11 protein-coding genes and 3 pseudogenes are annotated in these 13,217 nt (G+C 67.1%); 6 read left to right on the top strand and 8 right to left on the bottom strand.

Features of this window, described 5'->3' with window-relative positions; all coding sequences use genetic code 11:
• Nucleotides 1-3: 3 nt before the first annotated feature.
• Nucleotides 4-282, bottom strand: coding sequence for a PspA-associated protein PspAA (pspAA, locus tag GLP40_RS06885; RefSeq protein ID WP_154787009.1), 279 nt, complete (start codon nucleotides 280-282; stop codon nucleotides 4-6).
• Nucleotides 279-1,019 carry a PspA/IM30 family protein gene (locus GLP40_RS06880; protein WP_154787008.1) on the bottom strand — a complete coding sequence of 247 codons (741 nt, stop codon included), beginning with the start codon at nucleotides 1,017-1,019 and terminating at the stop codon, nucleotides 279-281. Before GLP40_RS06880 ends, pspAA begins: the two co-directional genes overlap by 4 nt.
• A 2-nt stretch (nucleotides 1,020-1,021) precedes the next feature.
• Between GLP40_RS06880 and GLP40_RS06875 the strand changes: the two genes are divergently transcribed.
• Both GLP40_RS06875 and GLP40_RS06870 read left to right on the top strand, forming a co-directional pair.
• Nucleotides 1,022-1,471, top strand: coding sequence for a methyltransferase domain-containing protein (locus GLP40_RS06875; RefSeq protein ID WP_328289805.1), 450 nt, complete (start codon nucleotides 1,022-1,024; stop codon nucleotides 1,469-1,471).
• Nucleotides 1,472-1,520: 49 nt separating this feature from the next.
• Complete coding sequence (locus GLP40_RS06870) at nucleotides 1,521-1,826, top strand: PadR family transcriptional regulator (protein ID WP_328289883.1); 306 nt, start codon at nucleotides 1,521-1,523, stop codon at nucleotides 1,824-1,826.
• A 37-nt stretch (nucleotides 1,827-1,863) separates the two neighbouring features.
• Here GLP40_RS06870 and GLP40_RS06865 read toward each other — a convergent pair whose 3' ends face one another.
• Entirely contained in the window at nucleotides 1,864-3,129 is a 1,266-nt protein-coding gene (locus tag GLP40_RS06865) for an APC family permease (RefSeq protein WP_154787293.1), read from the bottom strand.
• A gap of 385 nt (nucleotides 3,130-3,514) precedes the next feature.
• Between GLP40_RS06865 and GLP40_RS06860 the strand changes: the two genes are divergently transcribed.
• The gene (locus GLP40_RS06860) at nucleotides 3,515-3,976 is read left to right on the top strand and encodes a DoxX family protein (protein WP_154787292.1); all 462 of its coding nucleotides are present in this window, start codon (nucleotides 3,515-3,517) and stop codon (nucleotides 3,974-3,976) included.
• A gap of 255 nt (nucleotides 3,977-4,231) precedes the next feature.
• Nucleotides 4,232-5,422: pseudogene (locus tag GLP40_RS06855) on the top strand (permease); the annotation flags it as partial.
• 96 nt (nucleotides 5,423-5,518) lie between these two features.
• Here GLP40_RS06855 and GLP40_RS06850 read toward each other — a convergent pair.
• From GLP40_RS06850 to GLP40_RS06840, 3 genes and pseudogenes are all read right to left on the bottom strand, one after another.
• Nucleotides 5,519-5,898 (bottom strand): annotated as a pseudogene (locus GLP40_RS06850) (DUF302 domain-containing protein).
• A gap of 49 nt (nucleotides 5,899-5,947) precedes the next feature.
• A complete protein-coding gene (locus GLP40_RS06845) occupies nucleotides 5,948-6,205 on the bottom strand; it encodes an SHOCT domain-containing protein (protein ID WP_154787005.1) in 258 nt (85 codons plus the stop codon).
• A 286-nt stretch (nucleotides 6,206-6,491) separates the two neighbouring features.
• Nucleotides 6,492-7,478 (bottom strand): potassium channel family protein, encoded by a 987-nt coding sequence (locus GLP40_RS06840; RefSeq protein WP_154787004.1) that lies wholly within the window; start codon nucleotides 7,476-7,478, stop codon nucleotides 6,492-6,494.
• A gap of 325 nt (nucleotides 7,479-7,803) precedes the next feature.
• Between GLP40_RS06840 and GLP40_RS06835 the strand changes: the two genes are divergently transcribed.
• On the top strand, nucleotides 7,804-9,429 hold the full coding sequence (locus GLP40_RS06835; protein ID WP_328289804.1) for an MFS transporter: 1,626 nt from the start codon (nucleotides 7,804-7,806) through the stop codon (nucleotides 9,427-9,429).
• A 76-nt stretch (nucleotides 9,430-9,505) separates the two neighbouring features.
• Here GLP40_RS06835 and GLP40_RS06830 read toward each other — a convergent pair whose 3' ends face one another.
• Together GLP40_RS06830 and GLP40_RS06825 are read right to left on the bottom strand one after the other, a co-directional pair.
• Nucleotides 9,506-11,842 (bottom strand): FtsX-like permease family protein, encoded by a 2,337-nt coding sequence (locus tag GLP40_RS06830; RefSeq protein ID WP_154787003.1) that lies wholly within the window; start codon nucleotides 11,840-11,842, stop codon nucleotides 9,506-9,508.
• Nucleotides 11,843-11,847: 5 nt separating this feature from the next.
• Nucleotides 11,848-12,615, bottom strand: coding sequence for an ABC transporter ATP-binding protein (locus GLP40_RS06825; RefSeq protein WP_154787002.1), 768 nt, complete (start codon nucleotides 12,613-12,615; stop codon nucleotides 11,848-11,850).
• 205 nt (nucleotides 12,616-12,820) lie between these two features.
• Here GLP40_RS06825 and GLP40_RS33635 point away from each other — a divergent pair.
• Nucleotides 12,821-12,991, top strand: a pseudogene (locus GLP40_RS33635) (flavin-containing monooxygenase); the annotation flags it as partial.
• Between the last annotated feature and the right edge of the window lie 226 nt (nucleotides 12,992-13,217).

Here is a 13,217-nt window from a genome sequence, read left to right as displayed (position 1 = left end):
CACTTACCCCGGAATCAGTCCGTCGCCGCGCAGCATCGCCTTCACCTCGACCAGATCGGTACCGGTCGCTGGCAGGACGAGGTCCGAGACGACCAGTTCGTCATCGGCGACGGGTGCGCCGTGCGTGCGAACGGAGTCCCGCAGCTGGCCGAGAATTTCAGCGAATCCGGCGTCGTCTCCGTCCTCTGCCGCTTCCAGCAGCAGCCCGTCGAGTCGCTGCAGGTCATCGGCTTCGCCTTCGTCGATGGTGTACTGGCCTTCGCCGAGAATGCGGATGATCATGACCGGTTCCCTTGCGGCGCGGGCGATTCGATCGCCGGGGTGAGCTTGCTCTTCAGCTGCGCCAATTCGGCGTCCACGCTGCTGCCGCGACCGGCGTCGAGTGCGGCCTGGATGTCGTCGCGCTGCCCGATGGGAGCGGTGGCGTCGTCGAGGGCCCCGGAGGAGATGAGTTCGTCGAGTGCCTGCGCGCGTGAACTCATCTGCGCGGTCTTGTCCTCGGCACGTTGAATCGCCAGCCCGACGTCGCCCATCTCCTCGGAGATGCCGGTGACCGCCTCGCTGATCTTGCTCTGCGCCTCGGCAGCGGTGTAGGTGGCCTTGATGGTCTCCTTGCGGGTGCGGAAGGCCTCGACCTTGGCCTGCAACCGCTGCGACGCCGTCGTCAACTTCTGTTCTTGGGCGGTGAGTTCGTCGTACTGCGGCTGTAATTGGTCGAGTTGCGCCAGTGTCGCCGCCTTGCGGGTCAGCGCCTCGCGGGCGAGGTCGTCACGGCTCTGCGCTACTGCCTGCTGCGCCTGGTTCTGCAGCCGGTCGGCGGCCGCGCGCAGCTGGTTCTCCTGCAGTTCGACTCGTTTGCGACTGGTCGCGACGTCGGCGAGGCCGCGCCGCACCTGGGCCAGCATCTCGAGCTGGCGCTGATAGGAGTAGTCGAGGACTTCGCGAGGGTCCTCGCTGCGGTCGAGCAGCTTGTTGGCCTTGACACGGAACAGCATGGCGATGCGTCGGGTGATGCTCATCTGTGGCCCCTTCCTCTACCCGGAAACCATCAACTCCACGGTCGTCCTCGAGGCATGTGTGGGGTAGGGACCTAGTTCCCGATTCCTGCTACCTCCGACCCCCTGCCCGGTGCTGGTTTCGGCGGGGCGCGGGCCTGGAACTGCTCCTGGACGCGGTCGGGCCGACTGGGCACGTATACGGAATCGAGATCTCTCCGACCATGCTCACCGAGGCAGGACGGCGCTCCCGCGATGTGATCGCGGCTGGCCGACTCGAACTCCGCTCCGCGGCAATGGATCACCTGCCCCTGACTGATGCATCGCTGGATGCCCTCATCAGCGCGAATACGATCTACTCCATCGGCTCCGGCTTCGCCGAGATGAGTGAGGCCCGAGTGTCGGAGTTCGTGCGGATCCCACCCATCCCCGGGCCGTCGCCGACGGCGGCTTCCGGGAGTGCTCTACGCGGGTAGAATCGGCTGCCGATATCGGTTTCGTCATATGCGCGAGGGGCGGTGCGGGGTGCGGGAGTTCCAGCGGGGTGCGGTGCGGTTGCACATCCTGCATCACGCGGCCGAGGAGGGTGTGCACGGTGCGTGGCTGACCACGGAGCTGGCGCGGCACGGCTACGACATCAGCCCGGGCACCTTGTATCCGACGTTGCATCGGCTCGAGGCCGATGGACTGCTGACCTCGGAGCAACAGGTGGTCGACGGTCGGGTGCGACGGGTGTATCGAGCGACCACAGCAGGGCTCGCGGCCTTGGCCGCAGACCGGAAAGCGTTGGCGGAGTTGGCGCGTGAGGTGCTCGGCGAGCACACCGCGTGATCCCTTGCCCTATCGGCCGTTCGGGCGGGCGCGGTGCTCATCGCAGCGCTGGGGCGCGTCGTCGGCGCAGCAGATAGACCAGCGCGCCGACGGCGAGGACCGAGGCGCCGGACAGTACCGAGGTGACGGGCAGGGCGAAGGCCAGGATCACACATCCGGCCAGGCCGAGAACAGGAACCACGCGGGGCGGGTGGCCCTCTTCGGGGGCGAGGGTCCAGGCCGAGGCGTTGGCGATGGCGTAGTAGGCGAGCACGCCGAAGGAGGAGAACCCGATCGCGCCACGCACGTCGACGACGGCGGCTAGCACCGCGACGACCACGCCAACAGCCAGCTCGGCGTGGTGAGGCACCTCGAAGCGCGGATGCACCGCCGCCAGTTGGTGGGGCAGGTGCCGGTCACGGGCCATGGCCAAGGTGGTGCGCGAGACACCGAGGACCAGCGCCAGTAGCGATCCCAGTGCCGCGACCGCCGCACCGACCCGCACCACCGGCACCAGGGCCGGTACCCCGGCCGCGCGCACGGTGTCGGCCAACGGTGCTGTGGCGGAACCCAATCCGTGCGGGCCGAGCACCGCCAGGGCCGCGACGGCGACGGTGGCGTAGACGACCAGCGTGATCTCCAGCGCGATCGGGATCGCGCGGGGGATCGTGTGGGTGGGATCACGCACTTCCTCGCCGAGGGTGGCGATGCGCGCGTAACCGGCGAAGGCGAAGAACAGCAGTCCGGCTGCCTGCAACACCCCACGCACCGAGGCATCGGAGCCGATCGCCAGATGTCCGGCATCGGCGGCCGAGGAGGTGAACGCGGCGACCACCACAGCGGCCAGCACCGCGAGCACGACCGCGACGATGATCCGGGTCGCCAGCGCGGATTTCTGCACGCCGCGATAGTTCACCGCGGTCAGCGCGACCACTGCGGCGACCGCGACCGCGTGCGCCTGTGCGGGCCAGACGTAGGTGCCGACGGTCAAGGCCATGGCCGCACATGAGGCGGTCTTGCCGACCACGAACCCCCATCCGGCCAGGTACCCCCAGAACTCGCCCAGGCGTTCACGCCCGTAGACGTAGGTGCCGCCCGAGGCGGGATAGCGTGCGGCCAAGCGGGCGGAGGAGGTGGCGTTGCAGTAGGCGACCACTGCCGCGGCCGCCAGCCCGATCAGCAGCCCGGACCCTGCCGCCGCGGCGGCAGGCGCGAGTGCGGCGAAGATCCCGGCACCGATCATCGAACCGAGCCCGATCATGACCGCATCGCCGACGCCCAGCCGGCGCCGGAGGTGGGGGTCGGTCCGGCCCGACGTCGGCATGGTGGACACACGTGCTCCCGGAGTCGTACGAGACGGACATTCGTGACGATAGCCGATATCGGGAAGCGATACCCTGGTAGGTGGCAGTCCTCCGTGCGGTGATCCGATAACCGGTCGAACGATGAACCCATCCTGCGGGGTGTCCAGTGCGGGGCATCCGCTTCGCTTCCGGAATCCTGTGCAGCGTATGAACGCTGGTCGTCCTGCTGCTCAAACGCCCTCTATCGGTACCGCACTCCCGGGCCACCGGCGCGACCGCATAGCATCAGTGGCATTCAGCCTGCGACCAACTGGATGAGGACGCTCGATCCGACATATATCGGGTGACGATATCGGGAGGCGAGGACCGATGGCGCGAACGCAGCGGTGGTCGTGGTCGCGGATCTTGGGCGCTGACGGCCCGGCGGCGGTGATCTGCATCCGGGTGGCGGTGGGGTTGGTGTTCCTCAGCGAGGGGATCCAGAAGTTCCTTTACCCGCACGCCCTGGGGCCGGGCCGCTTCGACAAGATCGGGATACCGGCGGCGACGTTCTTCGCCAACCTCGACGGTGTCGTCGAAATCGCCTGCGGCGCCTTGATCGTCATCGGCCTGCTGACCCGGCTGGCGGCGGTGCCGCTGCTGATCGACATCGGTCTGGCGATCGTGCTGACCAAACTGCGCGAGCTGCGCCCCGGCGGATTCGGTGGCGTGCAGGGCTTCTGGGGCATGGCCCACGACGCCCGCACCGATTTCGCGATGCTGCTCGGTCTGATCTTCCTGCTGTGGGCCGGCCCCGGCCGCTGGTCACTGGACGCGGTGATCGCACAGCGTGCTCAGCTCACGCGCAGCAAGGCCATGAACCCGTAGTCCATGTGCAGCAGCCGGTGGCAGTGCAGCAGCGACGCGCTTGCGCAGCCCCGCGGTCGGGGTGCCGGCGATATGGGTGACCTCGAAGGTGTCGCGGTGCGGGTCGAGTGGAGAGTGCGCCATGTGCACCTGCGTTGAAAGGGCGATCCGTCTTCGCGTGGCGGAACTTGCGCTTCTCACCGGTTTATTCATACCCCCTCGGGGTTATAAGGTCGCGGCGGCGGTGCGGTCACAGAGGCTGCCGAACAATATGAGATGAGGATGGCGATGAACGCTATCGGACACGCACTGGCGTTGGCCGGGTCGATGACCTGGGAGATTCTCTGGGCGCTGATTCTCGGTTTCGCGCTGTCGGCGATGGTGCAGGCCGTAGTGCGCAAGTCGACGATCGTCCGACTGCTGGGTGATGACCACCCGCGCACGCTCGCCGTCGCGGCCGGATTGGGTGCGGCGTCGTCGTCGTGCTCGTATGCCGCTGTGGCGCTGGCACGGTCACTGTTCCGCAAGGGCGCGAATTTCACCGCGGCCATGGCTTTCGAGATCGGCTCGACCAACCTGGTCGTCGAGCTCGGCATCATCCTGGCCCTGTTGATGGGGTGGCAGTTCACCGCGGCCGAGTTCGTCGGCGGCCCGATCATGATCGTGCTGCTGGCGGTGCTGTTCCGACTGTTCGTGCGCTCGCGGCTGGTCGACGCGGCCCGCGAACAGGCCCACAAGGGGCTGGCCGGATCGATGGAAGGCCATGCCGCCATGGATATGTCGGTGCCGACGGACGGTCCGTTCCTGCGACGGCTCTTCTCCCGCCCGGGTCTGACCGCCGTGTCCCACGTCTTCGTCATGGAGTGGGCCGCCATCCTGCGCGACCTGGTCATCGGCCTGCTCATCGCGGGCGCGATCGGCGCCTGGGTGCCGGATACGTTCTGGCAGAGGTTCTTCCTGACCGACCACCCGCTGGCCTCCGCGATCTGGAGCCCGATCGTCGGTCCCCTGGTGGCGATCCTGTCGTTCGTCTGCTCGATCGGCAACGTGCCACTGGCCGCGGTGCTATGGAACGGCGGCATCAGCTTCGGCGGCGTGATCGCCTTCATCTACGCGGACCTGCTGATCCTGCCGATCCTCAACATCTACCGCAAGTACTACGGCACCCGCATGATGCTCACCCTGCTCGGCACCTTCTACGCCGCCATGGTCGGCGCCGGGTACCTCGTCGAGATCCTCTTCGGCACAACCGGTCTCGTCCCCCGTGAACACAACGCCATGGTGATGGCCGAAGGCATCCACTGGAACTACACCACCTGGCTCAACATCGCCTTTCTTGTCCTCACCGCGCTGCTCGTCCTGCGCTTCGTCCGCACCGGCGGCATCCCCATGCTGCGCATGATGGGCGGCGCACCCGACGCCGACCACGACCACGGCGCGCACGCCGACCACGACCACAGTGATCACCAGGCCCCGCATGACCGCGCTCCCAGCGGACGTGATCACGCCGCCCAGGACCACACCGGGGATCACCCGTCCGGCCACACCCACTGACCCACAGCGCTATCCGGCTGCGATCTCGTCAATGGCCGCGTGGAGGCGGTCGCTGGCTTCATCCGCGACCTCCTTCACCCCTGGTACGTCGACCAGGTCGGCCATCAGATGCGGGTCGGTGGCTTCGACCCGCACCATGTCGGGTCCGATGGCGCGCACCACGACGTTGCAGGGCAGCAGCAGGCCGATGCGCCGATCAGCGTCGAGCGCACGGTGGGCCAACGGCGGATTGCACCCAGGATCAGGTAATACTCCATATCGACCCCGAGCTTGGCGCGCATGGTCGCACGAACATCGATCTCGGTCAGCACGCCGAAGCCCTGCCGCGCCAGGGCTGTTCGAGTTCACTCGACCGCATCGTCGAAGGGTGCGCGCAGGGTCGCCGACAATTTCGCGTTCGCTGTTGGTCCCTTTTCGAGGGCGCCCCGGATCCCGCAGTCAACTCGACGTGCCGGTGCCGAGGAGCTCCAGGCGGCGGGTGTACTCCTCGTCGTCGATCTCCCCACGCGCGTACCGCTCGGCCAGTATCTGTTGGGGGGTCTGCCGGGCACCAGCGTCGCCGCGCGGGGCGGCTCCACCCGAGTAACGAACGAGGGTGACGAGGCCCCCGATCACGAGTGCCCAGAAGATCAGCATGCCGATGGTCATCAGGGCATAGCCCCAGCCACTCATGCCGTTGCCATACCACATCATCATCTCTGTACTCCTTCGAATCGATCAGCCGCTGCCGCAGGCGATCACATCGTCATCGGGGGCAGAATGCCCTGCTGGTGCAGCCACATCATGATCGTGTGGCACGCCTGCATCAGCGGCGACTGCATGTCCATGTTGTTCATGTCCATCGGCTCAACTCCTCGAACTCGGGCCGTCGAACATCTCCGACCGTGTCGAGTTCGACGATCACACGGCCGCCCCCGGTGTCAGCAGAGTCCGAAGACCCCACCGCCGATCGTCGAATGGCTCAAATCATTGGGAGACGCGGTTAGCCAACGGCCTGGGTGCGGACGGCGTCGAGTTGAGCGGGGGTGCCGAGGACGATGAGGATCGAGCCGGAGTGGAGGGCGGTTTCGTCGGTGGGATTGGCGAAGAACTGGCCGTCCGAGGTTCGAAGAGCCAGCAGCAGCGCGCCGGTGGTCCGGCGCAATGCGGTGTCGGTCAGTGAGCGCCCCACCAGGCGCGAGTCGGCGCCGATCACGATCTCCTCGATCCGGTATTCGAGGGTGTCCTCATGCATGACCACGTCGAGGAACTCGGCCACGTTGGGTTGCAGCGCGAATGCCGCCATTCGGCGACCTCCGATCAGTTGAGGGTTGACCGCCCGATTCGCTCCGGCCCGAAGCAGCTTGGACTTGGAACCCTCGGTTCGCGCCCTGGCGATGATGACCAGGTCCGCGCGCAGCGCTCGGCTCGACAGCGTGACGTAGACGTTGTCGGCGTCGCTGTCCAGTGCGGCGATCAACGACTGAGCGTGCTCGATGCCGGCCGCGTCGAGCACGTTGTCATCGGTGACGTCGCCGAGGATGTTCGGAAAATCGATGTCGCGCAACCGTTCTGGGTCCCGGTCGATGACCACGACCGTGTTGCCGAGGCTGCGCAGATATTGCGCTGTCGCGCGGCCGACCCGTCCCCAGCCGCACACGATGATGTGCCCGCGCATTCGTCCTATCTGGCGGTTCATTCGCCTCCGCTCCAAATGGTGCCGTAGATGTCCTTCGATGAGGGCCTCCAGCATGACCCCGAACATGTAGAAGACGGTGCCCGCGCCGACCAGGATGAGCACCATGGTGAACACCTGGCCCATCGGAGTGAGCGGATGGACCTCGCGGAATCCGACGGTCGTGATCGTTGTCACCGTCTGATACAGCGCGTCGAGCAACCCGAACCCCAGAACCGCGTAGCCGAGGGTGCCCGCCAGCACCACCAGCAGGAACGCCAGCCCTACACGGCTGAGGCGTCGCAATGGGTTCATGCGGGAATTGTGTCATCAACCCGCGCAAACCAGACCACTACGTACCGTGACGGAGGTCGACTCGAACGCCGCGGAACCGGCGTCGCGCCCTACTGCGCCTGGCCGACTCCACGGGCGTACTGACGATTCGGCTCCCCGAACTGATGATCCGACCTCCATCGAAGGTTGGACCGACGTGTATCGATGGCCTCTACGACCGAGCGGTCGGAGCTTGCAGAATTCGACGGATGCAGACCTGCGCGGCCTACCGCTATGAACCCCCGGCACTGCCGGAATCGCAACCACAGCACTCGAACTCGCTGTCTCGCACTCGGGCGGGTCGGCCGTGACCGCCGAGTTGACCGAGTCCAGGGCCGACAGGCGCGCATGGCTCGGGCTCGGGGTCTTGGCCGCGGGGCTGTCGATGATCGTCATCGACGGCACCATCGTCGGTGTCGCTTTGCCGGTCATCGTCACCGATCTCGGTCTCGACCTGACCGACGCGCAGTGGGTCAACAGCGCCTACTCCGTGATCTTCGCGGCGCTACTGCTGACCACGGGGCGTCTCGGCGACCGCCTCGGCCGGCGACGGATGTTCATGGCCGGCGTGCTGGTGTTCATGGTGGGTAGTGTGCTGGCCGCCATGGCGAGCAGCGCGGTCGCGCTGATCGTTGCCCGGCTGGTGCAGGGAGTCGGTGGGGCGTTCGTGCTGCCCGCCACCCTGTCCAACGTGAACGCCACGTTCCGCGGCAGGGACCGCATCGTCGCATTCGCGGTGTGGGGCTCGGTCATCTCCGGTATGGCCGCGGTGGGGCCGCTGCTCGGCGGCAGCCTGACCGCCTATCTCAGCTGGCGATGGATCTTCCTTGTCAATATTCCGCTGGGGGTGGCTGTTCTGGTCGGCACGCTGCTCGTGGTGCGCGAAACCAAAGCGGAGGTCACCGAGCCCGGGCTGGATGTCGACGGCTTGCTGCTCAGCGTAATCGGCTTCGGCGGCGTGATTTTCGCGCTCATCGAAGGTCAGCGCCTGGGTTGGTGGCGGCCGTTGTCCGAATTCGGCGCCTTCGGTGTCGAATGGCCACGGCAGGCGCCTGTCTCGGTCGTTCCGGTAATGGGTCTGATCGGCATCGCCGCGCTGACACTGTTCGTCGTATGGGAACGGCATCGTGCGCGCCGGGGCAGGTCCGCGATTTCGGATCTGAGCCTGTTTTCGTTCCCGACCTTCAGCTGGGGCAATCTGACCGCACTGACCGTGGCGATCGGAGAATTCGGGCTGCTGCTGGTACTGCCACTGTTCCTGGTCAACGCCGTCGGTCTGTCGACGATGAGCGCGGGCCTGGTGCTGGCGGCAATGGCCCTGGGCGCCTTCGGATCCGGAGCGGCCGCCCGGCATATCGCCGCCGTGCTCGGCGCCCCGGGGACGGTGGTCGCGGGACTGATGCTCGAGGCGATCGGTGTCGCCGTTGTCGCACTGTGCATCTCGGCGAGCGTCTCGGTGTGGCTGCTCGCCGGGCTCCTCGCCGTGTATGGCGCCGGATTGGGCCTCGCCTCAGCGCAATTGACCGGAACGGTGTTGGTGGACATACCGCCGGAGAAGTCGGGTCAAGCTTCCGCGACGCAGAGCACGGTGCGACAGCTCGGCGCCGCACTCGGTGCCGCGATCCTCGGTGCGGTCCTCTCGGTCGGCTTGGCGCACAGCCTGACCGATCGGTTGGACCCCATCACGCAGATCCCTTCGCCTGTGAAGCAAGGATTGGTCACGGCGACAAGGGATTCCGCCGGCGGAGCCATTTCCGGACTGCGCACACAGGGCGATACGGGCAGATTCGGACCGGCGGGTTCCGAGATCACCACCGCGCTGTCCGAGGGATTCGCCGATGCCACCCGATCGGCGCTGTTCACCGCGGCCGGTTTCCTCGCGCTCGGCCTGGTCAGCGCGACCATCCTGAACGCCCGAAGCAGTCGCCGCTGATAATGGCCTCGATCGGGACCGCGGGGGTACGGCCGGAGCCGTCGGTGCGCCGGAGCACCCTCGTCGCTCGCCCGTTCTACAGTGAACGCTCACGAACGATGCGGGCGATGTCCAGATCGCGCACTCGGTGCAGTGCGGGGAGTTGGATGACGAGTGCTGCGATGAGGATCGCGAGAGCGACGAGCGCCGGTGTCGGGGAGCGCATCGCGAGCTCGAGGTGGGCGCCTTGGTTTTCGTAGGTGGACATCAGCCAGCGGGCGATCAGGATTCCGCAGCCAACTCCGATGGGTATGCCGACAATGGCCAGGGCGACATTTTCGGCGGCGATCAGCCGAGACAGCATTCCGGATCCCATGCCCGCCGCTCGCAGGGCGCCGAGTTCGCCGAGACGTTCGCCGATATTGGCCGACATCGCGTTGAACAGCAGCGCGGCGGCCATGACGGCGGCGAACAGGAGCATGATCCCGACCAGTGTGTCGTACATGGCGAACGCCTGCCGCATCGCCGAGGCGAGGGTAGCCGTGGACAGGTACGCGACCGCACCGGGGATCGTGGTGAGCCGATCGGAGACGGCCTGTTCATCGGTGACGCCGGGCCGCAGTTTCACCAGCACACCCGTGTCCGGCACAGGCCCGAGCGCCTGTCGCAGATAGTCGGCCGAAACGTAGACGACCGGGGACAGCGGCTCGTCGACGAACCCGGCCACGGGCGCGGAGAGGTGGTGCCCGGTAGCGGTATCGGAGACGTCGACGGTGTCCCCGACGGACACTCCCAGCGTGTCATGGAGTCCGGAGCCGAGCAGCAAGCCGTTGCCGGACAACTGATTCGAGCCTGATTTCGCGGTGAACCGGTGCATTTGCGTTGTGGGAGGCAAGCTGATCAGGAGGGTGTCGTAGTGGCGCTCGCCCGCTGAGAGCGCGACGTCGTAGCGGCCCACGGGCTCGGCCGCGGCGACGTCGGGGTCCTGTCGGACGCGGGCCAGCACGGTGTCGGTGGCGCCGGGTGTGGTGGCGATCTCGGCGTCCTGCAGCGTGATTCGGCTGTACTGCCTGTCGATGAGGGTGGCGACGGTGTCGCGTAGACCGGCGAACACCATCACCAGGCTCACCGAGAGGGCTACACCGGCGACGGTGAACACGGCGCGGCGGCGGTTGCGCAGCACGGCGCGCAGTGTCATGCGCCAGCGTGCGGGTGCGCGTTCCAGCAACGGCAGGAGGCGTTCGACGGCGCTGCGTCCCCCACGCCGGGCCGGTGGCGCGATGCGCATGGCTTCGGCGGGACGCATACGCGCGGCGGCACGCGCGGGTGCCCAGGCGGCGAGGGTAGCGGCGGCGATCGTGGCGGCGGAAGCGACGAGCAATGTGAGGGGATGCAGCGCGGTTACGTGCAGGGGCAGGCCGAGCGCCTGCGTATACCGGGTGGTGATCCATCCCCCGAGCAGATAACCCCCGACGAGACCCGGAACGATGCCGAGTAGCGCACAGGCCAAGCCGTATCCGAGATAGTGCACACGCAGCCGGGCCGGGGAGAACCCGTTGGCGACAAGGGTTCCGATGACCGCGCGCTGCGCCGCCACCACGCGCGACAACAACACGTAGGTGCCGAGCACGGCGGCAACCAGGAACAACCACGGCAGCAGGTTGGCGAAGGTCCCGAACGCGTTGACGTCATCCTGAAGAGCCCGATACGACGGTTGCTGATCACGCGGAACCAGTTGCAGGCCGTGCTCTCGTGCCGTCTGCTCGGCTGCCCGAACCAGTTCCCCGGCCGCGGCACGATCTTGCGCGTACAGCGCGACCTGTTCGATCGGGTCGGGCAGATTCCTGACCAGATCACTGTCCGGGACGAACACGACTCCGAAGTGCTCGGGGGTGCTCATGATCTCCTGGATGGACCGGGCAGGCCAGAAGTACTCCGCCGACAACGCCGATCCGGCCACCGGAACTGCCTGCCGGCCACGAGAAGTCAGCAGTTCGATGCTCTCGCCCGGCTGCAGGGCGTAATGGTCGGCCAGATGCTGTTCGACCACGAGCCGACCCGCCGACGGCAGTTCGCCCGACCGCATCGCGAGCTGGGAAACGCTGGGCTGCACCGCCTCCGGGACGCCGATCGCGCGCCCGAGGAATGCGCGACCGTGAATGCGGATGCCGACCTCACTCTGGTGCCGTACCTCGACGGCCGGTTCTCCCGGCAGCCGGTCGAGCGTCGAACTCAATTGAGCGGCACCGGGACCGGAGATGATCGCGTCGGGCAACCGCTGCTCGCTATAGGCACGGGCGAAGGACTGATCGAGGTTGCGGTAAGCGTCCGTGGCCGCGACGAAGGCGGCCACGCCGATGGCCAGGACTGTGGCGATGGCGAGGAACTGCCAGCGCTGCCGCCACAGGTCGCGGCGCAGTTTTCGTGGCAGCACCCGGCTCACCACTGCAGCTCCGATGCCTCGACCGGATGGGCCACGGTCTCGGACCGGCTGATCGCACCCGAACGCAGCCACACCACACGATCGGCCATGCGGGCGATCTCGGAATTGTGCGTGACGAGCAGGACCGTGTGATGCCCCTCCCGGGCGAGCTCGCGCAATACGGCCAGCACCTGTCGTCCCGTGTTGAGGTCGAGACTGCCTGTAGGTTCGTCGCACAGCAGCAGCGGTGGTTCCTTCACGATCGCCCGTGCGATGGCGACGCGCTGTTGCTGGCCGCCCGACAGCTGTCCCGGAAACCGATCGGCCACATCGCCGACACCGACCAGGTCGAGTGCACCGCGGCTGCGGGCGGCGGCGTTCGGCCCGGTCAATTCCGCCAGAACCTCCACGTTCTCCTGCGCTGTCAGGGTCGGAACCAGATTGAAGAACTGGAAGACGAACCCCACGCGATCCCGGCGAAACGCGGTGCGCTGCTTGTTGTTCAGTGCGCCGATGTCCACGCCCGCGACCTCGATGACACCTGCCGAGGGTTCCTCGATCCCGCCCACCAGGTTCAGCAACGTGGTCTTACCCGATCCCGACGGACCCAGCAACACCACGAACTCACCGGGACGCACCTCCAGATCGAGCTCCCGCAGCGCGACCACCCGTCCGGCTCCGGAACCATAGGTCTTGCCCACTCCGGTCATCCGCAGCGCGGGCGCACCGGACGCAGCGGCGGCCTCCGCGGCGAGCAACGGATCGACATGCGTGCGTCGGCTCATCTACTCAGCGTCACCACCCGGTGCCCGGAGCGAAAAGGGCCCCTTGTCACAGGCGTCCGTGTCCAAGGACCGGACCCCGACGTCATATCAACTTCCGAGGCGCGACCAGCGCGGGCGCGGTGGCTGGTGTCGTGGTGGCCTTGCCCATGCGAGTCGGGGCGACGGTTGTGTCGAAGTCAGTCGATGAATAACTCGCGCGCCATCTCCTTCCACTGCGGGTATCGAGAACTTCACCGGGACCTCGTTCCATTCCGCCCAGTGGGATCACGACCACGATCTGACCGGCCGCCGGGTGGCGGTGATCGGTACCGGCGCCTCGGCCGTGCAGTTCATCCCGCAGATCCAACCGCGAGTGGAGCACTTGTCCGTTTTCCAGTGCCGCACAAGGCGGCAATTCATCGAAGGGCGCAGGTGATCGGCTTTGGGTCGGAACATCACGGCAACCGCGCGGTCGCGACCCGCCCGGCGCCTCGCCGAATCGCGCAGTGCACGCACCGGGGAGTACAGTCCGCGTCTCGCCGCGTTGGGCCGGTTCACCATGGGACACCGACTTTTGGGGCGGCTCGCCGCCGAGCAGTTCGCCGCCGCCGGTGTCTCCCGGA

It is taken from the genome of Nocardia aurantiaca, from assembly GCF_009708175.1.
Taxonomy (GTDB): Bacteria; Actinomycetota; Actinomycetes; order Mycobacteriales; family Mycobacteriaceae; genus Nocardia; species Nocardia aurantiaca.
The sequence above is the reverse complement of the archived record's forward strand: the minus strand, read 5'-3'. Positions and strand labels throughout refer to the sequence as shown.